The following is a 24,853-nucleotide window of genomic DNA, read 5'->3' as shown; positions in this document are numbered from 1 at the left end:
TAATTTTCAAAGGCAGAGGAGAGATTTAAAATTTGCTATTATATTCAACCTGATTATAATAACGTATAAAAACAAATTTATCTAAGTTTGAACAATAAAACTAATTGTAAAGATAAATCTAAAAATAATATTTTAGGATTCGCGTTTCTCTCAATTGCGTAATGTGCTTTTTCAAGCTGCCCAATCGCTTCTACAAGTTGTTCAAATTGATAAATCCCACTAAATTTTTCTACAAAAGTCAACTCTTCTTGCTGCAAAAATACTAAATCGCGTAAACCTTGCTGCATCAAAATAATTTGACGCATCATATTAATGGCATAAAGTAAGAAACTTTTTTGGTTTTCTCGTCCTAGTTTTGCAAGATTTTCGTCACACAACGGAATAATCTCCGAACCGTTGTCGGAATAGATATTACGAAGCCAATAAACGAACAAATCGAACTTTTTATTTTCGCTTTCTTGTTGAACTAGATTTAAAGCCTCTTGGATATTTCCATCGGCGATAAAAGCGATCTCATTGGCATTTTTAGCATCAATTTTTTTATTTTCAATCAGAAAATTTTTGATTTTATCGTGTTGTAACTTGTTTATTTTAACGAGTTGGGTACGAGAAATAATGGTATTAATTATTTTATCCTGATTTTCTGCTACAAGTAAGAAGAGCGTTTTTTCTGGCGGTTCTTCAATCAATTTTAACAACGCATTCCCCTGAGTGTCTAAATATTCAGGCAGCCACATAATCAATACTTTATATTCGGCTTCGAAGGATTTAAGACTTAACTTTTTAATGATACTGTGCGCCTCTGCAATATTGATATTGGCTTGTTTATTTTCTGCATCCAATTGATCTCTCCAAAAGGACAAGCCCATATACGGGTTTTTGATAAAAGATTTTCGCCAACTTTCAACATAAGTCGTTGCCGTTTCATCTTTACCTTTTGCAAAGAAGGGATAAGAAAAATGCAAATCCGGATGAATAAGTTTTTCGTACTTACGACAGGAAGGGCACTGTCCACAACTATCGTCCTCGCCTTTGTGTTCGCAATTTACATATTGTGCATAGGCTACTGCTAAGGCCAGGCTTCCGGAGCCTTCAGGCCCTAAAAACAATTGGGCATGACTCACCCGGTTTTCTTTCACCGTGTTGCGTAAATGTGCTTTAATGCTTTCGTGTCCTACTATTTCTTTAAACTGCATAGCTATTGGCTACAAACTTAGATAAAATGCTTTGCATTCACGAACCCAATGTAATGAGTTCGTTCATTGCCAGTGGAATAAATACAAATGAATAAGCGTGAAGCGCCCATGACACCTTTAAAGGCAAAGACAAGTGAATAAAGCCTGGTATAAAAAGTGCTAGTTTGCAGTACAACAACCTTTCATTAGTATTGTAAAGATTTCATAATTTTTCTGTATTATTGCATATAAAAAATTTAGCAAATCAGAAATGAGATTTATTGTATCTACTTCAGTTTTATTAAAGCAATTGCAAGCCATTAGCGGAGCTTCCAGTAGCAGTACTGTGCTTCCAATATTAGAAAACTTTTTGTTTGAGATCAAAGATAATACGCTTACTATTTCAGCTACCGACCTACAAACCAGTATGGTCACTTCTCTGCCAATTGAAGCAAAAGAGGAAGGCCGCGTAGCCATGCCATCTAAAATCTTGATAGATACATTAAAAACGCTTCCCGATCAACCCGTGGCATTTTCGGTAGACACGAATACATTGGCTATTGAAATAAGTGCTGGAGACGGAAAATATAAATTAAGTGGTGAGAATGCTGACGATTTTCCTAAAATCCCTGTTGTCGAAAATGTGACAACGGTAAAAATCGTAGCGCCAATATTAGCAGAGGCAATCAACAAAACTATTTTTGCGGTAAGTAATGATGAATTGCGTCCAGCTATGTCGGGCGTACTCGTGCAATTGGGGGATCAAAATGTAACTTTTGTGGCTACAGATGCACATCGTTTGGTCAGGTATCGTCGCACCGATATTGGTACTGAAAAGCCAACCTCTATTATCCTTCCCAAAAAAGCGCTGACATTATTAAAGTCTTCACTTCCTTCGGATGATGTAACGGTATCTATCGAATACAACAATACAAATGCATTTTTTCAATTTGGAAGTATTCATTTAATATGTCGGTTAGTAGATGAGCGCTATCCAGATTATGAAGCGGTTATTCCGCAGGTAAATCCCAATAAACTTACTGTCGACAGATCATTATTCTTGAATACCCTTCGACGAGTGGTGATTTTCGCAAATAAAACAACGCATCAGGTGAGATTGAAGATCAATGGTAGCGAGTTACATATTTCGGCGGAGGATTTGGACTTCTCCAATGAAGCACACGAAAGACTAAGTTGTCAATTTGAAGGTGAAGATTTAGAGATTGGCTTCAATGCTAAGTTCTTAGTAGAGATGTTAAACAATCTGAATTGTGAAGAAGTTGTATTGGAAATGAGTACACCAAATAGAGCTGGTTTATTAGTGCCGGCTATAAAGCAAGATAATGAAGAGATCTTGATGTTGGTAATGCCTGTTATGTTAAATAATATCGGTTAATACGTTCGATCTTGGAACTCATTCATTCTTTAATAGATTTTATACTTCACATTGATGATCATCTTGTGGAGATTGTTAATGATTATCGGTATTGGACATACTTGATTTTGTTCTTAATAATTTTTGTTGAGACGGGAGTTGTAGTTATGCCGTTTTTACCGGGTGATTCCTTGTTGTTCGCAGCAGGGATGCTAGCTGCCCAACCTAATGAGTTAAATGTATGGGTTATGTTAATCCTATTATTAATTGCGGCGATTACTGGAGATTCTCTTAACTATGCTATAGGAAAGAACTTTGGCATGCGAATTACAAGGTTCAAGATTTTAGGCAAGCAGATGGTAACAGACGAACAAATTGCCAAAACCCATTCCTTTTACGAGAAGTATGGTAGCAAAACGATTGTAATAGCTCGCTTCGTTCCGATTGTAAGAACCCTTGCTCCTTTTGTTGGAGGTATCGGCAAAATGAACTATGGAACGTTTATTACTTATAATGTAATAGGCGCATTTCTTTGGGTCGTAGGAATTACATTGGCGGGGTACTTTTTAGGAAATATTCCCATTATAAAGGATAACTTTTCAAAAGTAGTATTGATAATTATTTTTCTTTCTATACTTCCAATTCTATTCGAAGTTGTTAAAGAGAAATTTTCCAGAAAAAAAGGCGTCTAAAAAGTCAACAGCACCATCATTTCGAGGAGGTACGACGAGAAACCTATGGTTAGTTTTTTTCCCTATTGAAAATTAGTTGTTAAATTCGTACATAGATTTTGCATCGCAGAGCCTTCGCGTTCTCCCTTCGATCGAAATGACGTTTAAACAATTTGTGTGACCGTTTTGGACAACGCCTTTTTGTGGAAATCGTTTCCGATGATCACAAAAATACCATCAATTTCCTTCTGCTTTAAACGTTGTAATTGATAAACAGTCTGTAATAGAAATATATTTTCATGCGAACACTTATTATATTAATCTCTCTTTTTTTATTTACAACCGGTAACGCGCAAAAGAAGAATATCACTGTTGATAAGGTTCAGGCCAAAGAGGCTTTTGAATTATTAAATGATATTCGAATGAATCCAAAAAAATATGCCAAGGCGTTGGGAATATCTAATATTTCGAAAATTACCGGGACTAAATTGATCTGGAATGATACCTTGGCTAAGGTAGCCGAATTGAGGGCATACGATATGGCCAATCACAATTATTTCGATCATGTTTCGCCCAAGGGGTTGGGGCCAAACTATTATATTTCGAAAGGAGGGTATCCGTTGAATAGCGATTGGCTGAAGAAAAGCGCCGCTAACAACTTTGAATCCATTGCGGCTAATCATCCAACTGCTTCAGATGGAATAAAAGCGTTTGTCATTGGAAAAAATTCTCCGGGATTTATGCACCGAAAACATGTTTTGGGGATGGATGAATGGAACGGATCGCTCGTCGATATAGGCATTGGTTTTGTGCGCGTACCTTCTGGGGCACAATACACAACTTATTTATGTGTCTTAATTGCCAAACACGATTGGTAGCCAATTGCATATGTATATTGGTTAATTTTTAGCGGATATATGTCTGTACACCTCACACAGGGAATATTCATGTCTTGGTGCGTGTTGCCCACGAATATTTCATATCTTTGCGTATGATAAAATCAATGACGGGATATGGTGTTGGCTCGAAGGAAAACGGACAGGTAAAATACACCGTAGAAATCAAATCGTTAAATTCTAAGTTTCTGGAGCTAGGTATTCGCCTTCCAAAAGCGGTCTCCGATAAAGAACTGACTTTGCGTGGTGAGTGTAGCAAACTTATTGAACGAGGCAAGGTCAACGTAATGATTTCTTCAGAATACACTGATCAAACTGCAAAAGCCTCAACTATCAATGGTGACTTGCTTAAAAAGTATTATACACAGCTTCAAGAAATCGCTTTTCAGGTAGGAGATAAACAAGCTTCCTTGTTCGATTTGGCCTTAAATATGCCCGAGGTCGTTACGAATAATGAGGATGAAGTGGATGAAGAAGAGGGAAAAATTTTAATGGCAGCATTCCATCAGGCAATTGAAAGATTTAACACTTTTCGATTGGACGAGGGTAAGGTTTTAAAGGCGGATTTAGAAAGCCGAGTTAAAATGATTTTATCGTTTTTATTAGAAGTGGAATCGATAGAAGGAGATCGTATTCCCCTGATTCGCGAGCGTATTAGTCAATATATGGACGATGCGGTTGGAAAAGAGCATATTGATAAAAACCGCTTTGAGCAAGAACTGATTTTTTATATTGATAAATTAGACATCACTGAGGAAAAAGTTCGTTTAAGAAGTCACTGCAACTATTTTTTAGAAGCACTGACGGCAACGGATTCGAACGGAAAAAAATTAGGATTTATTTCTCAGGAAATGGGTCGGGAAATCAACACATTGGGGTCGAAAGCTAATCATGCGGGTATTCAGCAAATTGTGGTACGGATGAAAGAAGAATTGGAAAAAGTTAAGGAGCAATTACTAAATGTATTGTAGTAATGAATGGTAAGCTAATAATTTTTTCTGCTCCATCGGGAGCCGGAAAAACAACGATAGTACGACATATTTTAGGACAACATCGTGATAAGTTTGAGTTTTCTATTTCTGCGAGTACACGTGATCCACGAGGAACAGAAGAGAACGGAAAGGATTACTATTTTATCTCAAAAGAAGATTTTTTACACAAGATTGCAAAACACGAATTTATTGAATTTGAGGAAGTTTATGCCGGTACTTTTTATGGTACATTGCGTTCGGAGTTGGAACGTATATGGGCCTTAGGAAAACATGTCATATTTGATATCGACGTGATAGGTGGATTACGTCTCAAATCAAAATACCCGGATGATGCGCTCGCTATTTTTGTTAACCCCCCTTCTTTGGCGGTTTTAAAAGAACGTCTTTCTGGCCGAGGTACGGATTCGGAAGAGAAGTTGGGTGAGCGTTTTGCAAAAGCGGAATTGGAATTATCTTACGCCGATAAATTTGATGTGATATTGAACAACTTTGACCTAGATACAGCATGTCAAGAAGCTGAAAAACTGGTGTTGGATTTTTTAGCGCGTAAAGATTAAAGACACAGAATAAAAAGAATCCTTTACGGAAAATATTTTTTTTCTTAATACGAAGTAATGGCAGATAAAAAGATTGGTTTATTCTTTGGCTCGTTCAATCCCATTCATATTGGTCATTTGATTATCGCGAATTATATGACTAATTATACCGAATTGGATGAAGTATGGTTTGTCGTGTCTCCTCAAAACCCGTTTAAAGAAAAGAGAAGTTTGGGAAATATGTACGACCGATTGGAAATGGTAAATCTCGCCATCGAGAATACGGAAAACCTGAAAGCCTCAGATATCGAGTTTAAACTACCACAACCGTCCTATACTATAGATACCCTAATGCATTTAGGAGAAAAATATCCTACCAAAGATTTTTTCTTGATTATGGGAGAAGATAATTTGACCGATCTTCCGAAATGGAAAAATGCAGATATTATTTTTCGGGATTATAAATTAATAGTTTATCCCCGGCCTGGATATGATGGGGGGCAGCTAAAAAATCATCCTTCTGTTATTATGACGAAATCTCCCGTAATGGAATTATCATCTACCTTTCTACGCAGAGCGATAAAGGATGCAAAGAACATTAAATTTTATACACCGGATAAGGTCATTGATTTTATAGCCAAAAAAGGAATGTACTTATAAGTCCTGCAATATGAGAAGAAAAGTAGTCGTATATAATTATTTTAAGCTGATTCTTGCTTCGCTTTTCATTGGTTTGATCTCTTCTTTACTCGCTGATTCCTTAAAGTATATTACAGAAAATTATCAGCATCGAATTCTCGAGAAAGTTGGGCAGATTAATCCCATGATATATATTATTTTGCCATCTATCGGTATTACGATTATATATTTTCTGCGCAAATACGCGTTTAAAAATCGTCAAAACAAAGGGATTAAAGAGATTTACAAAACCTTAGAGACTCGAAAGGACGATTTACCGCTTTTCAAAATACCTTCTCATTATTTCAATGGATTTCTCACAGTTATCTTCGGTGGTTCCACAGGTATTGAGGTCTCGACAGTTGTAGCGACAGCTACTGTAGGGAATGTAGTCCACAAGAAGGGTAAGGTTGCTTTTGCTTATAAGAACGAATTGATCTGTGCTGGAGTCGCTGCAGGAGTAGCCGTTTTGTTTGCCAGTCCTATAGCCGGGTGGCTATTTGCTATTGAGGTAATTTCGAGAAAGCTAAGCAAGCCCGTAGTTGTGAGTTGTACTGCGTCGGTTTTAATAGCATGTGTTTTCGTTTATTTTTTCGATAGTGAGATGTTGTTACCTTTTCCCATAGATCAATGGAACTGGGGTGCCCTTCCATATATATTAGTCTTAAGCCTACTTGGAGGTACATTGGCACTTTACTTTACCAAAATCGTTATTTATGTAAAAGGCATCTTTGCAAACATTAAAAGTAATTTTATACGCGTTAACTTTGGTGCATTAATAGTGGGTACGATGTTATTTTTTGTTCCCTATTTGTACGGTGATAGCTATCATGGCCTTAAAGACGCGATATCAACCGCTATGAATGAAACGTTTAGTATTTCGTTTGGTTTACTTCTTCTTTTTATGGTGATATTGAAACCGTTGGCTGCATCTCTTACATTGGGTGCTGGTGGAGATGGTGGTGTCTTTGCCCCTAGCATAGTTTCCGGAGCCTTTCTGGGACTTTTCTTTGCGCAAATATGTAACACGTATTTTGGTACAGAGTTGATTTTAATAAATTTTGTGCTGTTTGGCGCTGCGGCAACGTTATCGGCGGCGATTCATGCGCCATTTACCGCTTTATTTCTAATTTGTAGCATTGCTCCGGGAGGGTATATTCTTTTTGTCCCCCTGATGCTGAGTAGCTTTGTTGCCAAAATGTTTGCGAAGTGGCTTTATCCGTTTAACGTATATACCTATAAAGAGGGAAAACCTATTATACAGTTGAAATAGGAATGTAATTTTGAAGAAATAATAAGATATGATACAGAGGAAGCGAGAGATACTTACTTCCTCCGTATCATGGGATTCGTTAACGACCCATCCATCCCCCATCTACGGTAAGAATAGTGCCGTGTACGTAATCAGATGCCTTTGAAGCTAAGAATACCGCAGGACCTTTGAAATCTTCTGGTTCGCCCCAACGTGCTGCAGGAATACGACCCAAGATTGATACTGAGCGTTCAGCATCTTCGCGTAGTGCTTCCGTATTATCGGTAGCGATATAGCCTGGAGCGATTGCATTTACATTCACACCCTTAGCCGCCCATTCGTTAGCAAATGCTTTTACCATGGAGCCCACAGCACCTTTGGAGGCCGCGTACCCCGGAACGTTTATTCCGCCTTGAAAAGTCAATAACGAGGCTGTAAATATAATTTTACCCGAACCGCGTGCGATCATATCTTTTCCTATTTCGCGCGTTAAGATAAACTGCGCATTTTGATTGATTTCTATGATTTCATCCCAATATTCATCTGGATGTTCTGCGGCAGGTTTACGTAGGATGTTCCCCGCGTTATTGAACAGAATATCAATCTGTCGATGTTCTGTTTTTACTTTTTTAATAAATTTATAAAGCTCTTCACGTTTTGAAAAATCGCATTGGTAGGCATAGAAATTTCGACCAATTGCCTTGATCGATTGCTCTACTTTGGAGTTTTCCAATTCTAAGGTTGCTGACACGCCGATAATATCGGCGCCTGCTTCTGCTAAAGCTTCTGCTAAAGCTTTACCAATACCTCTTTTACACCCCGACACGAGCGCCACTTTTCCTGTTAAATCAAAAGAATTTAATATAGACATATTTGGTTGGTTGTTATTTTAGATCCGTTATTGCACTTTTATCCATATCATCGTAGTCCATGTTTTCTCCGGCCATTCCCCAAATAAACGTATAATTGCTTGTTCCGGCACCAGAGTGGATAGACCATGGCGGAGAAATCACAGCCTGTTCATTTTGCATCCAGATATGACGGGTTTCATCTACAGGCCCCATAAAATGGGAAACAGATTGTCCTTCAGGTACGTCAAAATAGAAATACACTTCCATACGACGATCGTGTGTATGCGCGGGCATGGTGTTCCAGACAGAACCCGGCTTTAATTCGGTCATTCCCATTTGTAATTGGCACGTCTGGATGACGGTATGCAACAACATTTGGTTAATCGTCCGGTGATTGGCAGTTTCCAAAGCTCCCAATTCGATTTTGTTCGCTTCGGCCTTAGTTACGCGCTTTGTCGGATAGCTGTGGTGTGCCGGAGTAGAGTTCAAATAGAATTTTGCCGGTTTGCTCGAATCGTTGCTGATGAAATAAATTTCTTTGGCCCCCATTCCAATATATAGTGCTTCTTTGTAATTTACCTCAAAAGTTTCACCATCGACTTCGACTTTTCCGTCTCCTCCGACATTGATGATGCCAAGCTCACGACGCGCTAAAAAGTAAGGTTCTTTTAACAAGGGTTCAATTGTTTCGAGTTTTAATTTTCCGTTGACTGGAAGCGCTCCTCCCGCCATGTAACGGTCATAATGCGTATATACAAAGTGCACTTTATCTTCAACGAAAAGGTTCTCGATTAAGAAGTTTTCACGAAGACCTTTCGTGTCTAAAGATTTCGTTTCGTTAGGTCCAATGGCGTATCGACTCTCAAAGGTAATGTTACTCATAGTTGTTAACTGAAATTTTAAAAATAAATTCTAAATTTAGCTAAAATTACGTGGATATGCAATATAAATGGCCTGCATATCGACGTAAGTTATCAACGTCCCCGGGGATGCTTCTTCCGTATAACGCAAGATCAGTTTCCGCCGGTGATCTTTGTAGGAGAATACAGATCTTTTAAAACATTTAGGAGGAGGGATTGTTTAATTGATATCACATAAATAATGGAGGAAAAATGGATAATTTAGATTTGAAAGGAAAGTGGAACGAATTGAAAGGTAAAGCGAAGCAGGAATATGCTGAGTTGACTGATGACGATTTAAAATACGAAGAGGGAAAAGACGATGAGTTACTTGGCCGTCTTCAACAAAAACTGGGCAAGGCTAGAGAGGAAGTCGTGGATTGGCTTAAAGGGTTAGGCTAAAATTAATGATAGGATAATTTAAAAGTTGGTTTCTAAACGGAAACCAACTTTTTCTTTTTAAATACGATACAAACTACCCGTAGTTTTTGCAATCTCTTAATTTTTTCTTTCTAACTTCGCACTATGGCTAAAAAGAAACCGTTGATTTTAGTCGTCAATGATGACGGCATTACGGCACCGGGTATTAAAGTGCTGCTTGAAGAGATGCAAAAAATAGGTGATGTGGTGGTAGTTGCTCCAGACAGCCCACAATCGGGAATGGGACACGCCATAACGATTGGAAAGCCGCTGCGTTTGGATAAAATTGACCTGTATGAAGGTGTGGAGATGTATAAATGTTCGGGCACACCGGTAGACTGTGTAAAGTTAGCGGTAAACAAGATTTTTAAGGGTAAAAAACCTGATTTGTGTGTATCGGGAATCAATCACGGGTTGAATTATTCTATTAACGTGTTGTATTCGGGAACAATGTCGGCTGCCGTAGAGGGAGCCATTGAGGATATTCCGTCGATAGGATTTTCGCTAGATGATTTTTCGCATCATGCCGATTTTTCCCATTGCCGACCGTATATACGCGCTATCGCCCAGCAGGTGTTGGACAATGGTTTACAAAAAGCAACCTTGTTGAATGTCAATTTTCCACATATCAGTAAAGAACTAAAAGGGATAAAAATATGTCGACAGGCAACAGCAAAGTGGTTTGAGGAATTTGATGAACGTCTGGATCCATATAATAGAGAATATTTTTGGATGACCGGCAAATTTCAGTTGTTAGATAAAGGAGAGGATACGGATGCACACGCGCTAAGCAATGGCTATGTTTCAATTGTTCCTACGCAATTTGACATGACAGCCCACCATACCATTACGGAGTTAAATTCCTGGAGTTTTGACATCAAATAAAGTATGAAAAATTCGTTAATCCAGGGTGTACTAATTGGCTTCATTGCGCCGCTGATAGCTTTTTTACTGACTGTTTATACTGACCTTGAGAACATGCTATCTCCGGATAAGCCCATTTTTTTATACGTCATAGCAGCAGGTGTTAATTTAATAGCAACGCGTATTTTGTTTAAAGAAGGTTTTGATGCAGCTGGACGAGGTGTGGTATTAGTCACTTTTATCGGTGTATTGCTGCTTTTGTTTTGGGCAAAATTTAAAATTTAAGAACATGGAAATAACGTTAGGCTTTTCGCCTTGTCCAAATGATACGTTTATTTTTGATGCGTTGGTACATCATAAAATAGACACAAAGGGGTTAACATTTAACGTGGAATACCACGATGTCGAGACCCTCAATGAAAAGGCGTTTAATAATAAGCTGGATATTACAAAACTTAGTTACCATGCGTTTGCATATGCGGTTCAAAAATACGAGTTGTTGGATGCAGGGAGTGCTTTAGGTTTTGGTGTCGGTCCATTATTGATTACAAAAAACGAGGAGTTAGCGGCTGAATTGAAAGAATACGCCGGAGATCATCTGCCGGTAGCGTTACAGGATCTGCGGGTTGGTATTCCAGGGAAATATACTACGGCCAATTTTTTATTGGGATTAGCTTTTCCTGCCCTACAGAATAAACAAGAGCTGGTGTTTTCGGATATCGAACAGGCGTTATTGGATAATAATATCGATTTAGGACTGATTATTCACGAAAACAGATTTACGTATCAAGATAAGGGGCTTTTTAAAGTCGTGGATTTGGGGGATTTCTGGGAGAGAACGACGAATAATCCCATTCCCTTAGGCGGTATTGTGGTTAAACGTGAGCTTCCTGTTGAAGTTAAATTATTGGTTAATCAGCTTATCAAGGAAAGCGTGGAATACGCTTTTGCCAATCCGAAATCCGGAATAGAATATATTCGTTCGCATGCGCAAGAAATGGAAGACTCGGTAATGTATAAGCATATAGATCTGTATGTCAATCAGTACTCTATACATTTGGGAGCGGATGGCCGTTCTGCGGTTGAAACAATGTTTAAAAAAGCGCTTAGTGCGGGGCTTATACCTCAATTTCACACCAATATTTTTTTAACATAAGAAGCCCCTTATGATCTGCCGCAACAGCAACAGTTAAAGAAAATGTCATGAAGATTTCTTGATGGACATTGGAGACAGACACTTTCTGAAAAAAAAAGTAAAAAAATAGTTATCATAGCCTAAGTTATCATCCTTAATAAGTAAATTTGCCCGATTAGCGCCAAATTGTCTTAAATAGTTTTTTGGATTTAATTTTGCGTGCTAGAACTGAGATAAAAAAATATTATGTTAAAATTTCTAAGTAAACTTTTTGGTAGTAAGTCCGAACGGGATATTAAAGTTATCCAACCGTTAGTTGCCAAGATCAAAGAAGAATACAGTAAGCTAGCCGACCTCACACATGATGAACTCCGCGCGAAAACCACCGAATTTAAGAACCGAATCCAAGAATATTTAAATGAAATAGATACTGAAATTGCGGAATTGAAAGCAAGTGCGGATGAAAGTTCAGCTGATATCTCCGGAAAAACAGAAATCTATGAAAGAGTCGATAAGCTGACTAAAGATAGAGATAAGAAACTAGAAGAGATATTGTTAGAAATTCTTCCCGAAGCTTTTGCTGTTGTAAAAGATACTGCACGCCGGTTGACGGAAAACACTGTTGTTGAGGTTACAGCTAATGATTTTGATAGAGACTTGGCTGCCCGCAAACCGAATGTAACTATTCAAGGTGATAAAGCACATTGGAGCAACACATGGAGTGCGGCGGGAACAGAAGTCACGTGGAACATGGTGCATTATGATGTGCAGCTTATCGGTGGTGTTGTTTTACATCAAGGAAAGATTGCGGAGATGTCTACAGGTGAAGGTAAGACATTAGTAGGTACTTTGCCGACCTACTTGAATGCTTTATCAGGACAAAGTGTGCATATAGTGACTGTTAACGATTACTTGGCAAAACGTGACTCCGAATGGAATGGTCCTTTGTTTGAGTTTCACGGATTAAGTGTGGATTGTATTGACAAACATCAACCAAATTCACCACAACGGCGTAATGCGTACAAATGTGACGTCGTTTACGGTACTAATAATGAGTTTGGTTTTGATTATTTGCGTGACAATATGACGCAGACACCTGACGCAATGGTACAACGTAAGTTGCATTTTGCGATGATTGACGAGGTTGACTCTGTGTTGATCGATGATGCACGTACCCCTTTAATTATCTCAGGTCCTATTCCACTTGGTGATCAACATGAGTTTCATCAATTGAAACCGCGGATTGAGAAGTTAGTGAACGCGCAAAAGGCATATATCAATACCGTATTGAATGAGGCTAAGAAAGCGATAACAGCGGGTGATACCGATGTTGAGAAAGGTGGTTTAGCTTTATTCCGTGCCTACCGCGGTCTTCCTAAAAATAAAGCATTAATCAAGTTCTTAAGTGAAGGTTCTAACCGTCAAGTTCTTCAAAAGGTAGAAAACTACTATATGCAGGAGCAAAACCGGCACATGCCAAAGGCAGATAAAGAACTGTTTTTCGTTATTGATGAAAAAAATAATCAAGTCGAGCTTACGGAAAAAGGGATTGAATTGATTACGGCTTCAGGAGAGGACAGCAGTTTCTTCATCCTTCCTGATGTAGGTACAGAAATCGCCGATATTGAGAAGGCTGATATTCCATTAGAAGAGAAGGCTTCCCGCAAGGAAGAATTATTGAGGGATTATTCGGTAAAGGCAGAGCGTATCCATTCCATTAATCAATTGTTGAAGGCCTATACGCTTTTTGAAATTGATGATCAGTATATTGTAGACGAGGGGAAAGTAAAAATTGTAGACGAGCAAACGGGACGTATCATGGATGGTCGTCGTTACTCGGATGGACTGCACCAAGCTATTGAAGCAAAAGAGAATGTAAAAGTAGAAGATGCTACTCAAACATATGCTACAATTACCTTGCAGAATTACTTCCGTATGTACCACAAGCTTGCGGGTATGACGGGTACGGCTTCTACAGAGGCCGGAGAGCTTTGGGAAATCTATAAATTGGATGTTGTAGAAATACCGACAAATAGACCAACCCAACGTGATGATAGACAAGATTTTATTTATCGTACAGCACGTGAGAAATATAATGCAGTTGCACAAGAAATACAACTCCTTACGGAGCAAGGGAGACCGGTATTAGTCGGTACTACTTCGGTAGAGATCTCCGAATTATTGAGTCGTATGTTGAAGTTGAGAGGCATCAAACATAATGTATTGAACGCAAAACTTCACCAAAAAGAGGCGGATATCGTGGCTGAGGCAGGGCACCCAGGGCAGGTAACTATTGCTACAAACATGGCAGGACGTGGTACGGATATAAAATTGGCCGAAGAAGTTATTAATGCCGGCGGTTTAGCTATCATTGGTACAGAGCGTCATGAATCTCGTCGTGTCGACCGCCAATTACGTGGTCGTGCCGGTCGTCAAGGAGATCCGGGATCTTCTCAGTTTTTCGTTTCATTGGAAGATCCGTTGATGCGCCTTTTTGCTTCCGAGCGTATTTCCAACATCATGGTAAAAATGGGCGTTGAGGAAGGAGAAGTGATGCAGCATGGTATGTTGACGAAATCGATCGAAAGAGCCCAGCGTAAAGTAGAGGAAAATAACTTCGGTATCCGTAAACGTTTGTTGGAGTATGACGATGTCATGAACTCGCAGCGTACCGTAATTTATAAAAAACGCAAAAACGCATTATTCGGTGAACGTCTTGATGTCGACTTGAATAATACGATTTACGATGTTACAGAGGATATTGTGACGGAATCAAAAGAAGGAGGTTCTTATGAAGAATTCCAAATTGAAGTAATTCGTCTATTTGCCCTTGATCCTGCTATTTCGGTGGATGAATACGCCTCCGGTAATATTCCTACGCTAACAGATAAGCTTTTTACGCAAGTAATTACGCATTACGAAAATAAAGCGAAAACTATAGCTACGCAGACACTACCTGTTCTCTCAAATGTAATGGCAGAACGAGGCGATATGATCGAAAATGTGGTTGTTCCATTTACAGATGGAATTCGTGGCATACAAGTTGCGACGAATCTGAAGAAAGCTGTCGAATCTGATGGGTCTGAAGTATTCAAATCTTTTGAGAAAGGAGTCGTACTGGCACTTATTGATGAAGCTTGGAAGGAACACCTTCGTGAAATGGACGACTTGAAACAATCTGTACAAAATGCAGTTTATGAACAGAAGGATCCAATTATCATTTACAAAATGGAGGCTTTCAATTTGTTCAAAGCGATGCTCGCTGCAATGAATAAGGATATTGTTAGTTTCTTGTTCAAGGGAGAAATACCGGGCCAGCAGCAGCAACCAGAAGATATACAGGAGGCTCGTCCTATCCCAGTTCAGGCTAAGGTTGTAGCGACCAAAGGGCAATTAAATTCGCCAACAGGTGTTAGCGACGAGGATATTGAAACACGTGTACCTCAAGTCACACAACCTATCCGTAAGGAACAATCTGTGGGGCGTAATGACGAATGTCCTTGTGGTTCAGGTCTTAAGTACAAGAACTGCCACGGAAAGAACAGTTAAGAAATATAAAGTGATGCTGAAAAAAGGGTTGATTTTATGTGTTGTACTTGGAGTGATATCTTCTGTAGCGAAGGCGCAGGAAGGTACTGTAGCGGTGGTAAAAGATTCATTGATTACATTATTACAAGAATATAGATCCGCGCATGAAATTAACCCTACAGTTGCACGCGCTATTAGTTTAGGAACCAAACCCATCGACAAAAAAACAGCAACTCGGGTGAAACGTAAGGGCTTTAGGGTACAGATATTCTCGGGGTCAAACCGTAATGAAGCTTACGCTGTACAGAGCCGTTTCCGAAATCAGTATGCCGACGTGGATAGCTATATTAATTACGATGAACCCAATTATCGGGTCAAAGTTGGTGATTTCAGAAGTAGAGCAGAAGCAAATAATTTTATGGGTGCGTTACGTTCACAATACAACAATGTTTTCGTTTTTGTTGAAGACATCTGGGTCTGGGAATAAAACCTTCATCGCCTAAGGCGAGATGAAGGTTTAAGAAAAAAATCTACATTATGTCCGATTTAAAGGATACCATCAAATCTATATCGCGGGAACTGTTTAGAGAAACAGTTGCTACGAGACGTCATCTCCATCAAAATCCTGAACTTTCGTTTCAAGAATTTAATACGGCTAACTTTGTAAAAGCGAGATTAGATGAAATAGGGATCCCTTATCAGTCTATGGCTAATACAGGCGTTGTAGGTCTGATAACTGGTGAAATGCCTTCCGATCGTGTTATCGCGTTGCGTGCTGATATGGATGCGTTGCCTATTACAGAGGCAGAAGGGCGGGAATACGGTTCACAGAATGTTGGTGTCATGCACGCTTGTGGACACGACGTACACACCTCTTCTCTATTAGGTGTGGCAAAAATTTTATTTCGTCTTAAATCTAAGTTTGGCGGTACGGTAAAGCTTATATTCCAACCGGGCGAAGAACGTCTTCCTGGGGGAGCTTCTATCATGATTAAAGAAGGGGTGCTGAAAGACCCCGAACCGCAGGCGATTATAGGTCAACATGTAATGCCTTTGATTGAAGCAGGTAAGGTTGGTTTTCGCGCTGGAAAATATATGGCTTCCTGTGATGAACTTTTCATGACGGTACACGGAAAAGGTGGGCATGGAGCACAACCACATGAAAATATTGATCCCATTGCTATTACGGCACAGATTATTACGGCCCTTCAACAGGTTGTTAGCCGTAGTGCCGATCCACGTATCCCTACTGTGTTATCTTGGGGTAAAATAGTGGGTAATGGTGCCACGAATATTATTCCGGATGAAGTTTATTTAGAAGGCACATTCCGAACTTTCGACGAGAAGTGGCGCGGCGAAGCACATGAAAAAATCAAAAAAATGGCGTTGGGAATAGCAGATAGCATGGGAGCAAGCTGTTCCATAGAAGTACGAAAAGGCTATCCATTTTTAATAAATGAACCGGAGCTAACAGCGCAATCCAGAAGTTTTGCTCAGGAATTTTTAGGACACGAAAACGTTGTTGAACTAGATTTATGGCCGGCAGCAGAAGATTTTGCGTATTATTCGCAGGAAACAAACGCCTGTTTCTACCGTTTGGGCACCGGGAATGTAGCGAAAGGAATTACATCGGCGGTTCATACGCCCACTTTTGATGTCGATGAAAGCGCATTGGAGCTGAGTATTGGTTTAATGTCGTATATAGCCCTTCGTCAACTAGGCGCATAGGTATGTCGTCTCATCACATAGTAAGAGAAAATCAGGAACCGGCACTAATTGTGGAATCGGTAGCGGATTTGGACGCGGAATACATTGGTCAGTTGCTGGAATGGAACCCTACCGTCTTTACAAACGACTACACGATTGATTTCTTTTTGGCAGATGATATCAAGGTAGACATTGTTGTTACGAATCAGGGCAATTTGTATGTGCAGGAACAGATAAAAAAAATCCCCGTACAACGGGGATTTATTGCTGATGCCATACAGTATTTGATCGATAACAACTACAAAGCTGTTAATATAATTTGTGACGAAATTCCGGATACGGTTTTCTCCTTTTGTAAGGAGATAAACATCGTGCTATTTATCGCTGGCAAAAGATATGTTTTTATAGAAGGGAAATACGAAAAATGGAAGCAGAAAGGAGAGCAGCTCTTTGTGAGGGAAGATCTGTTAAAATCGCTAGTCGGTGTTAAGAAGGTCGCGAGAAATACGTTTATGACGGAGCAAGATGGATTTATTCATCTGGCCTTTAATACAACTGAATTTGTTTGTATAGGGGAGGAAATCTAAAGCATACTATTCGAAGGCGTGATCTACCAGATCTTTAGCTCCTATTGGGGTGGCATGATTGAGACCGCTACGCTAAGTTATTCATTCGTGTTGATCTTCAACGGCATGAATGAGCTCACTCCGTTCGGTTTGCGAATTCAAAGCATTTTATCTAAGTTTGATTAAAATAGAAAACTATGAAAGAAGTTACTGTTCAAGAATTGAAGTCAATGATGGATCGAAACGAAGAGTTTCAGTTAATCGATGTTCGTGAATCTTTTGAATATGAAGTATCTCATTTAAATGGTCTTAATATTCCGCTATCCGGCGTTGTGATCGAGGCTGAGAAAATTTCTAAAGATATTCCCGTTATCGTCCAGTGCCGTTCAGGTAAACGAAGCGCTCAGGCAGTGATGTTATTGGAACAAGAAGGCTACACGAATCTATCAAATTTAAAAGGTGGCATTTTAGCTTGGAAAGAAGAGATTGACCCCGACATGGACGTGTATTAATTGAACCGATATTAATACGGGTAAAAAGGGAATAAAGTTATACTATATTCCCTTTTTATTTTTTGTTGATTTAATGTAGAAAACCTAACAAGATCCTAACCAATTCCGGTCTTTATTTATTATTTTTTAATAATACGGCGCCATTGCTGTAAAGTTGCTAAAAGTTTGTTTTTCGCTGATTTTTAAAGATTTATCTATTGATTTTTTGGTAATTTTATCGAAAATTATAAACAGAATAAACAAACCATTTTATGTCTACAAGTGAATATAGTTTTTTCAAAGGAGTAGAGCGAAGCTTTGATAAGGCTGCTAAATTTACGCGATTTTCAGCCGGGATATTGGAGCAGATCAAGGCGTGCAATTCTATATTGCGTGTCAAATTTCCCGTCCGCATCGGCGACAGTGTGGAAGTAATAGAAGCTTATCGTGTGCAGCACTCACACCACAAATTACCCTGTAAAGGTGGGATCCGTTTCAGTATGGAAGTAAACCAGGATGAAGTAATGGCCTTGGCCGCGCTGATGACGTATAAGTGTGCCATTGTGAATGTACCTTTTGGCGGAGGAAAAGGCGGGATAAAAATAGATTCAAAAAAATATAGTGTATTTGATTTAGAAAAAATTACCCGTCGCTATACTTCGGAGTTGTGCAAAAAGAATTTTATTGGGCCAGGAATTGATGTTCCTGCTCCTGATTATGGTACAAGTGGCCGGGAAATGAGTTGGATAGTAGACACATATTCCTCTTTAAATCCCAATGATGTAAATGCTATGGCCTGCGTTACGGGTAAGCCTATTTCGCAGGGCGGTGTTAGGGGGCGTGTAGAAGCAACAGGTCTCGGTGTGTTCTTTGGTATTCGAGAGGCGTGTTCTTACGAAGAAGATATGGTAAAACTGGGCTTGAGTACGGGTGTAAAAGGTAAGAGAGTTATTGTGCAGGGATTAGGAAATGTGGGCTATCATGCCGCTAAATATTTTCAGAATGCCGGAGCTATTATTGTGGGGTTGATCGAATACAATGGAGCTATATACGATGCCAATGGAATAGATGTAGATTTGGCGCAAGCGCACCGTGCCAAGAGCGGCTCGCTGTTGAATTATCCCAATGCTAAAAATATAGAAAATGCTTCCGAAGGTCTAGAACAGGTGTGCGATATTCTTATTCCTGCAGCTCTTGAATCAGTAATTCATAAAGAAAATGCCGCTCGTATTCAAGCGAAAATCATCGGTGAAGCCGCAAATGGCCCTTTGACTCCAGATGCAGATGAGATTTTGCTTGCAAAGGGCGTGCTTATTATTCCAGATATGTACTTGAATGCTGGCGGGGTAACTGTTTCTTATTTTGAATGGTTAAAGAACCTGAGCCACGTGCGCTATGGGCGGCTTGAAAAGCGATTTAGTGAAAATAGGTATGCCGAAATTATCAACTCTGTGGAGAACATGACGAATAAGAAGGTGTCTGATGTCGAACGTAAGATTATCCTTAAGGGGCCGGATGAAATTGATCTTGTTCACTCGGGGCTTGAAGACACGATGATGGGGTCTTATCAAGAAATAAGAGAAATCTATGTCAATACACCGAATGTGGATGATATGCGTACCGCTGCGTTTATTTGTGCGATTAATAAAATTGGTGTTTCTTACGAAGAATTGGGCATATTTCCGTAGCAAAGGGCAGAAAAATAAAACAGGTCTATTGTCTGGATACTCCGTCTGCAAAACTTCATGTATCTTTGTAGCATGAAACTCATGAATCTATTTCATCAAACTAAGCAGGCGTTCTTATTTAGTTTGGTGTTTTATATAATAGGGATTCTATTATTGATCCTGAAGGTGTCTTTTGCACCGTTTATAGTTAGTATTTCATTACTAATTTCGCTTATATGGGTTTTTCTGGTACTTCGAGAAATTATGCTTTCTCCGTATATTGATGCTTCCGAACGATTCATGTTAATCTTGTTTATTATCTTTTTAAATATTATCGGCGGGATCGCTTATTTTTATTTTCTCAGAGAAAGAATCATACGACAAAAAGGGGTAAAGAAATGAAAAAGCAAATTATATTAAATGTACTGCTCAATTTAGGAATTGTTTTTCTGATTATGAGTGGAATTGCGGGTTATCAGAGCGGTAATATGCTGATTGTGGGATTGGCTATAGCTATTGGTGTGGTACTGATTTACCTGAAAATGGTGCTCTTAAAATACGTTCGAAGCCAAGTTAAACCGGAGTTGCGGAGACCTCCTTTGATTAAAGAAAAGAAAAATAAAAAACGGGTTAAATTTTAACCCGTTTTTTATTTTTTGGGATTATTTTACAAAAGGAGGTTTTTTGATTACTGCTTTCACTTTTTGATTACGGATATTGATGTAAATTTCGGTACCTTCTTTTGCGAAGGCTGTATTGACATAACCAAGACCAATAGATTTTTTCAATGAAGGAGACTGTGTTCCCGAAGTTACACGTCCAATCGAGACGCCTTCCGCATCTACGATTTCATAATCGTGACGTGGGATGCCTCTTTCTATCATTTCAAGTCCAACTAATTTTTGAACAACTCCGCTTTCTTTTTCTGCTTTAAGATTAGCAGAATTTACAAAGTCTTTTGTGAATTTCGTCACCCAACCTAAGCCTGCGGCGAAAGGTGAAGTGTTGTCATCAATATCATTACCATATAGACAGAATCCCATTTCCAGACGTAACGTGTCGCGTGCACCCAACCCTATCGGTTTGATTCCATAAGGTGCACCTGCTTCAAAGATAGCATTCCATACTTTCTCTGCGTCTTCATTGGCAACATAGATTTCGAAACCTCCAGCCCCGGTGTAGCCTGTAGCCGATACAATTACATTGTCTACCCCAGCGAACTTTCCTTTTTGGAAGGAGTAATATTCCATTGGAGCTAGATCGATATCTGTTAACGATTGCAAAGCGTCGGCTGCTTTAGGGCCTTGAATTGCCAATAGCGAAGTTTTGTCAGAGATATCTTTCATATCGACACCTTCGGTGTTGTATTTACTGATCCAGTTCCAGTCTTTTTCAATATTTGAAGCATTGACTACCAATAAATATGTCGTCTCGTTGATGCGGTACGTCAAAAAGTCATCTACAATACCACCATCTTCATTTGGAATATACCCGTATTGCACTTTGCCATCGTAAAGCTTGGCGGCATCATTAGAAGATATCTTTTGGATCAGATCCAAAGCCTTTTCTCCTTTTAATATAAATTCGCCCATATGACTTACATCAAAAACGCCGACAGCAGTCCGTACTGTCTCGTGCTCATCATTAATACCGGAATATTGCACGGGCATATTAAACCCCGCGAATGGAACCATTTTAGCACCTAATGATATATGTAGGTCTGTTAAAGCAGTGTTTTTCATTTGTTTTATAGTTATATTTTAGGGCACCATGAAACACATGGACAATCAAAAGGTCATTTCTTACCAGGTATTTAATGACTTATCGAGTACATGAAGTTTCATTTCGTTTATATAAGTTATGTTTTTTTCCAAAAATAGTTATTTAAACAACAATAAACATGATCTTTTTGCGGTATTACTAATTTTGCGCAATCGATTACTTTTGTACGGTGAGTTTGTAGATCGTCGTTTCAAGGCTTTCATCATCCGGATCTTCGCAGAGCAAAAAAACCAATTTACGCTCGTCTTCTTCCATTAAGGTGATCCCTTCGAATTTATGCGTCGTCGATATCATTGTTAAATCTTGAACTTGTTTGGTTTCAAGATCTATTTTGCCCAATAGACTTCCTCCTTTTTCTCCATCTTCATAGGTTGATTCAGTCCCTTCTATCGCTGCCAAAAAGTAAATGCTGTTGTCAACACGTATAGCATCCGTGAAGCCGGCAGTTCCTTTTTCGAAACGAGGGAGAACAACTGGAAAGAACTGCGCAGAATCTTTAAGGTTCAAATCTACCTGGATAATGCCATTCTTTCCGGCAGGGCCATTTCCCCTATTGAATAGATAATAATGGTTCTGGTAAATAAAAGAACCTTCGATATTGAGGTCTTCGTCTGCTATAGACAATGATTCCTTCACGGTGTTAAACGTATCCGTCCATGGTTGATGGATTACGGGGTCTGTGTTGCGAATGCGGAGTTTAAAAAGATGATTTCTATTTTTTGTAGAGGCAGATCCAAATATGTAGAATGTATCGTTATACTTAAAAATAGATTCGAGATCCAATTTACGCGCTTTGGGTACGCGTTCGGTATGGCCGTTGCGGTCGTAGAGTAGGCGCTTTTGTAGACGTTTTTCTGCGATGAGATAGGTATAGAGATAATTACTGTTGTCGGCTATCAGAAAGATGTTGTTATTTTCGTAGTGTAAGCCGGATGCTGCGCCTACGCCTGAAATGGTTAAAAATATTTCGATGATGAAATTGCTAAACATGATTTATGAGGAATTAGGTTATAGCGAGTATATCAAGTACACGACGAAATTCGGGTTGAAGAGGGGCTTCGATATGTATATTTTCTTGGGTACGGGGGTGGATAAAATCAAGTGATTTGGCATGTAGCATCATGGTGTCCATTTGAAACATCTCTTTCCAAAGTTTATTCTGTTTATTACATCCATGTGGCCTGTCGCCGATTATCGGGTGAAGAATGTGGGCGAAATGTCGTCTTAATTGATGCATTCGCCCGGTTTCGGGACAGGCTTCCACGGCAGAATAACGTGAAGTTGGAAATTTTCCAGATGGAATACCAATTTCAGCTTGAGCCAGCTTTTTAAAATGCGTTATGGCTTCTTGTACCACTCCATTTTCTTTGGCTAAAGGGTAGTCTATTGTGCCCTCTTGGGCACAGAAGCCTCTTAGTATTGCGATGTATTTTTTTTCTATCGCTTTATCGCTGAATAATGGTTGAATCAGCTGGTCTGTTTCTTTATTTAACGAAAATAATAGGACACCGGCGGTCTTTCTATCGAGGCGATGAGCTGGGTAAACTGTTTTGCCAATTTGATCGCGAAGGAGTTGTAGTGCAAATACCGATGTATCTGCGGCGATGGAAGATCTGTGTACCAATAGACCGTGAGGTTTATTGATCGCTATGAGATTTTCGTCTTCGTAAAGAATCTCTAACATTACAGCGTTTTGAGAATGTCAACGATCTCTCCTGCTTTTTCATCAATTTTTGGACTAAACCATATTTTTTTAAAAGCCCCTCCCCCTATTGGAGTTTCTTCGCCCTGCCATTTGAGACTTACCAGGGAAAATAAATAATAGTTTTTTATCTGTACATTATTCTCTACAAACTCGTCAGCAATGCGGTTGCCAAACAATGTCATGCCGAGCTTTAATGCATCTTGGTGTTCGTAATTGAGTTGTTTTTCCACTAAAGAGGTTGCTTTTCCTTTTACGGCGATGTAAATTTCCTCTTCCCTGGGATTCGTCACAATTGCAATAAGCATAATGGCGATAATAATTAAAGCAAATATTCTTGTTTTAGACATAGTGCAAAAATAGTGCATAATTTTTTCAACTACGCACTAATATTTTATGTTAAAATAAACTCCCTATGAAACTAAAAAGCCAATCTGCTAAAAGCCACATTAAATAGAAGATAACACCGCAAAATAGGAGTAATATGAAAAAGATGGACATCAATAACCCTTTGGCTGAGCCTTGATGTTTGCCTTCGAAATAATGTTCCTTTAAAAGGTTAATGTTTTTTTGATTGGCTTTGTTAAAGAAGTCAAATATATTTCCGATTAATGGGATTGAACCTAGTGTCGCGTCCATTATGACATTTAGAAGCATTTTTACCGCGACCTTGGATCCTACTCCATTGCGATACATCACAACGACAAGCATTAATGAAATTCCGAATGATGCGACTTGGCCACCTAACGGAATGAAATTTAATATTGGATCCAATCCGAAGCGGAATTTTCCAATACTAAACTTGCTATCCATCCATTTAGATGTACGTTTCACCCATTGGAAGTCCTGGAGACGTTTGTCTTCAGGAGATTGTATCCCATGATCCATTTTTATTTAAGCTCAAATACCACGTCTATATAACAGGTCAGTTTGATCGGACGGATGTCGATATTAAGACCGTTTCCACTTGACTCCATCACAGACGCGTCGGCAGCTTTTGCATAAGACATGACGCGAGGTTGCGGAATTAGGTCATTGAAGTTCATGCTGCTGTTATCGTTGATGACCAACGCCTTTCCTACTCCCTGCTGATCCGCTTCTGCTAATATTTCTGCATTGCGACGAGCATCCTTTACGGCTTCTGTTTTCAATTCCTTTTCAATTTCCTTTTTCTGAGAGTGATCGTATCCACTTATGGATGTACTTTCGATTCCAAAAGGATCGACTTTGTCTAATATCACGTCTAAATTATTGAGGTCAGCTATTTTGAGGCGATATTGGCGTGCCTGCAACAACTCGTTGCCTTTTTTCTTCACATTATGGTTGTAGCTATATACATTCTGAATGGTAAAGTCCTCTTTTTTCACGCCATTTGCTATGGCAGCATCGTATAGCTGCTTCTCCAAAGTTTCTATGAGAACTTTTTTCTTGGTGTTTCCGTCGATGTAAAATTCTTTCAGATTAATGGAAAGATAAATGATGTCTGGAGTTACTTCGCGTTCAGCGAAGCCTTTGGTCGCTACCTTACGACTGTTTTCTACATTTCCTGTTTGTGCTTGAGCCATTGTCGTTGCGCCGATCAAAATAAGGAGACCTAATAATTTTTTCATGTGTATATAATCTAAATATATGTAAAAGTACTTCAAAAACTTTATCGTTTTATGTA

At 39.2% G+C, this 24,853-nt stretch carries 27 protein-coding genes; 18 read left to right on the top strand and 9 right to left on the bottom strand.

From position 1 onward, the window contains the following. Positions 1 to 77: 77 nt before the first annotated feature. Positions 78 to 1,196, bottom strand: coding sequence for a DNA polymerase III subunit (locus tag C4F40_RS10710; RefSeq protein WP_196939400.1), 1,119 nt, complete (start codon positions 1,194 to 1,196; stop codon positions 78 to 80). Positions 1,197 to 1,446: 250 nt separating this feature from the next. Between C4F40_RS10710 and dnaN the strand changes: the two genes are divergently transcribed. The 7 genes from dnaN (at position 1,447) to C4F40_RS10675 (ending at position 7,596) form a co-directional block, all read left to right on the top strand. Further along, positions 1,447 to 2,571, top strand: a complete 1,125-nt coding sequence (dnaN, locus tag C4F40_RS10705) for a DNA polymerase III subunit beta (protein ID WP_196939399.1) — start codon at positions 1,447 to 1,449, stop codon at positions 2,569 to 2,571. An 11-nt stretch (positions 2,572 to 2,582) separates the two neighbouring features. Then, entirely contained in the window at positions 2,583 to 3,242 is a 660-nt protein-coding gene (locus C4F40_RS10700) for a DedA family protein (RefSeq protein WP_196939398.1), read from the top strand. A gap of 278 nt (positions 3,243 to 3,520) precedes the next feature. Then, positions 3,521 to 4,099 (top strand): CAP domain-containing protein, encoded by a 579-nt coding sequence (locus C4F40_RS10695; RefSeq protein WP_196939397.1) that lies wholly within the window; start codon positions 3,521 to 3,523, stop codon positions 4,097 to 4,099. 113 nt (positions 4,100 to 4,212) lie between these two features. After that, on the top strand, positions 4,213 to 5,088 hold the full coding sequence (locus tag C4F40_RS10690; protein WP_196939396.1) for a YicC/YloC family endoribonuclease: 876 nt from the start codon (positions 4,213 to 4,215) through the stop codon (positions 5,086 to 5,088). Positions 5,089 to 5,090: 2 nt separating this feature from the next. Next, positions 5,091 to 5,666: a guanylate kinase gene (gmk, locus tag C4F40_RS10685; protein WP_196939395.1), complete on the top strand. Its 576-nt coding sequence runs from the start codon at positions 5,091 to 5,093 to the stop codon at positions 5,664 to 5,666. A gap of 57 nt (positions 5,667 to 5,723) precedes the next feature. Beyond that, on the top strand, positions 5,724 to 6,305 hold the full coding sequence (nadD, locus tag C4F40_RS10680; protein ID WP_196939394.1) for a nicotinate (nicotinamide) nucleotide adenylyltransferase: 582 nt from the start codon (positions 5,724 to 5,726) through the stop codon (positions 6,303 to 6,305). A gap of 10 nt (positions 6,306 to 6,315) precedes the next feature. Next, positions 6,316 to 7,596, top strand: a complete 1,281-nt coding sequence (locus tag C4F40_RS10675) for a chloride channel protein (RefSeq protein WP_196939393.1) — start codon at positions 6,316 to 6,318, stop codon at positions 7,594 to 7,596. A 79-nt stretch (positions 7,597 to 7,675) separates the two neighbouring features. On the opposite strand, the gene C4F40_RS10670 is transcribed toward C4F40_RS10675, so the two are convergent. Next, positions 7,676 to 8,440, bottom strand: coding sequence for an SDR family oxidoreductase (locus tag C4F40_RS10670; RefSeq protein WP_196940386.1), 765 nt, complete (start codon positions 8,438 to 8,440; stop codon positions 7,676 to 7,678). Between the two features lie 19 nt (positions 8,441 to 8,459). Then, entirely contained in the window at positions 8,460 to 9,308 is an 849-nt protein-coding gene (gene kduI, locus C4F40_RS10665; protein WP_196939392.1) for a 5-dehydro-4-deoxy-D-glucuronate isomerase, read from the bottom strand. A gap of 230 nt (positions 9,309 to 9,538) precedes the next feature. Here kduI and C4F40_RS10660 point away from each other — a divergent pair, with 230 nt between their 5' ends. The 11 genes from C4F40_RS10660 (at position 9,539) to C4F40_RS10610 (ending at position 20,344) form a co-directional block, all read left to right on the top strand. Continuing rightward, positions 9,539 to 9,727: a CsbD family protein gene (locus C4F40_RS10660; RefSeq protein ID WP_196939391.1), complete on the top strand. Its 189-nt coding sequence runs from the start codon at positions 9,539 to 9,541 to the stop codon at positions 9,725 to 9,727. 123 nt (positions 9,728 to 9,850) lie between these two features. Then, on the top strand, positions 9,851 to 10,630 hold the full coding sequence (gene surE / locus C4F40_RS10655) for a 5'/3'-nucleotidase SurE (protein WP_196939390.1): 780 nt from the start codon (positions 9,851 to 9,853) through the stop codon (positions 10,628 to 10,630). Between the two features lie 3 nt (positions 10,631 to 10,633). Further along, positions 10,634 to 10,894, top strand: coding sequence for a hypothetical protein (locus C4F40_RS10650; protein ID WP_196939389.1), 261 nt, complete (start codon positions 10,634 to 10,636; stop codon positions 10,892 to 10,894). Positions 10,895 to 10,898: 4 nt separating this feature from the next. Continuing rightward, the gene (locus C4F40_RS10645; protein ID WP_196939388.1) at positions 10,899 to 11,765 is read left to right on the top strand and encodes a 1,4-dihydroxy-6-naphthoate synthase; all 867 of its coding nucleotides are present in this window, start codon (positions 10,899 to 10,901) and stop codon (positions 11,763 to 11,765) included. Between the two features lie 225 nt (positions 11,766 to 11,990). Then, a complete protein-coding gene (gene secA / locus C4F40_RS10640) occupies positions 11,991 to 15,293 on the top strand; it encodes a preprotein translocase subunit SecA (protein ID WP_196939387.1) in 3,303 nt (1,100 codons plus the stop codon). Between the two features lie 13 nt (positions 15,294 to 15,306). Continuing rightward, positions 15,307 to 15,759: an SPOR domain-containing protein gene (locus C4F40_RS10635; RefSeq protein ID WP_196939386.1), complete on the top strand. Its 453-nt coding sequence runs from the start codon at positions 15,307 to 15,309 to the stop codon at positions 15,757 to 15,759. A 50-nt stretch (positions 15,760 to 15,809) separates the two neighbouring features. Continuing rightward, positions 15,810 to 17,000 carry a M20 metallopeptidase family protein gene (locus C4F40_RS10630; protein ID WP_196939385.1) on the top strand — a complete coding sequence of 397 codons (1,191 nt, stop codon included), beginning with the start codon at positions 15,810 to 15,812 and terminating at the stop codon, positions 16,998 to 17,000. 2 nt (positions 17,001 to 17,002) lie between these two features. After that, complete coding sequence (locus tag C4F40_RS10625) at positions 17,003 to 17,566, top strand: hypothetical protein (RefSeq protein WP_196939384.1); 564 nt, start codon at positions 17,003 to 17,005, stop codon at positions 17,564 to 17,566. Positions 17,567 to 17,742: 176 nt separating this feature from the next. Continuing rightward, positions 17,743 to 18,057, top strand: a complete 315-nt coding sequence (locus C4F40_RS10620) for a rhodanese-like domain-containing protein (RefSeq protein WP_196939383.1) — start codon at positions 17,743 to 17,745, stop codon at positions 18,055 to 18,057. Positions 18,058 to 18,308: 251 nt separating this feature from the next. Continuing rightward, positions 18,309 to 19,724: a Glu/Leu/Phe/Val family dehydrogenase gene (locus C4F40_RS10615; protein WP_196939382.1), complete on the top strand. Its 1,416-nt coding sequence runs from the start codon at positions 18,309 to 18,311 to the stop codon at positions 19,722 to 19,724. Between the two features lie 377 nt (positions 19,725 to 20,101). Then, on the top strand, positions 20,102 to 20,344 hold the full coding sequence (locus C4F40_RS10610) for a DUF6358 family protein (protein WP_196939381.1): 243 nt from the start codon (positions 20,102 to 20,104) through the stop codon (positions 20,342 to 20,344). Positions 20,345 to 20,365: 21 nt separating this feature from the next. On the opposite strand, the gene gcvT is transcribed toward C4F40_RS10610, so the two are convergent. The 6 genes from gcvT to C4F40_RS10580 form a co-directional block, all read right to left on the bottom strand. After that, the gene (gcvT, locus tag C4F40_RS10605; RefSeq protein WP_196939380.1) at positions 20,366 to 21,445 is read right to left on the bottom strand and encodes a glycine cleavage system aminomethyltransferase GcvT; all 1,080 of its coding nucleotides are present in this window, start codon (positions 21,443 to 21,445) and stop codon (positions 20,366 to 20,368) included. Between the two features lie 196 nt (positions 21,446 to 21,641). Then, complete coding sequence (locus C4F40_RS10600; RefSeq protein WP_196939379.1) at positions 21,642 to 22,475, bottom strand: DUF6929 family protein; 834 nt, start codon at positions 22,473 to 22,475, stop codon at positions 21,642 to 21,644. A 13-nt stretch (positions 22,476 to 22,488) separates the two neighbouring features. Then, positions 22,489 to 23,169, bottom strand: a complete 681-nt coding sequence (locus C4F40_RS10595) for a pseudouridine synthase (RefSeq protein ID WP_196939378.1) — start codon at positions 23,167 to 23,169, stop codon at positions 22,489 to 22,491. Next, positions 23,169 to 23,537 carry a hypothetical protein gene (locus C4F40_RS10590; protein ID WP_196939377.1) on the bottom strand — a complete coding sequence of 123 codons (369 nt, stop codon included), beginning with the start codon at positions 23,535 to 23,537 and terminating at the stop codon, positions 23,169 to 23,171. Before C4F40_RS10590 ends, C4F40_RS10595 begins: the two co-directional genes overlap by 1 nt. 49 nt (positions 23,538 to 23,586) lie before the next feature. Next, positions 23,587 to 24,075 (bottom strand): DUF4112 domain-containing protein, encoded by a 489-nt coding sequence (locus tag C4F40_RS10585; RefSeq protein WP_196939376.1) that lies wholly within the window; start codon positions 24,073 to 24,075, stop codon positions 23,587 to 23,589. A 2-nt stretch (positions 24,076 to 24,077) separates the two neighbouring features. Next, complete coding sequence (locus C4F40_RS10580; protein ID WP_196939375.1) at positions 24,078 to 24,797, bottom strand: SIMPL domain-containing protein; 720 nt, start codon at positions 24,795 to 24,797, stop codon at positions 24,078 to 24,080. Positions 24,798 to 24,853 lie beyond the last annotated feature (56 nt).

Origin of the sequence: Sphingobacterium pedocola, assembly GCF_015209965.1 — a bacterium.
GTDB classification, from domain to species: domain Bacteria; phylum Bacteroidota; class Bacteroidia; order Sphingobacteriales; family Sphingobacteriaceae; genus Sphingobacterium; species Sphingobacterium pedocola.
Note: the sequence above shows the minus strand (reverse complement) of the source record. Positions and strands in the feature narration are given on the sequence as shown.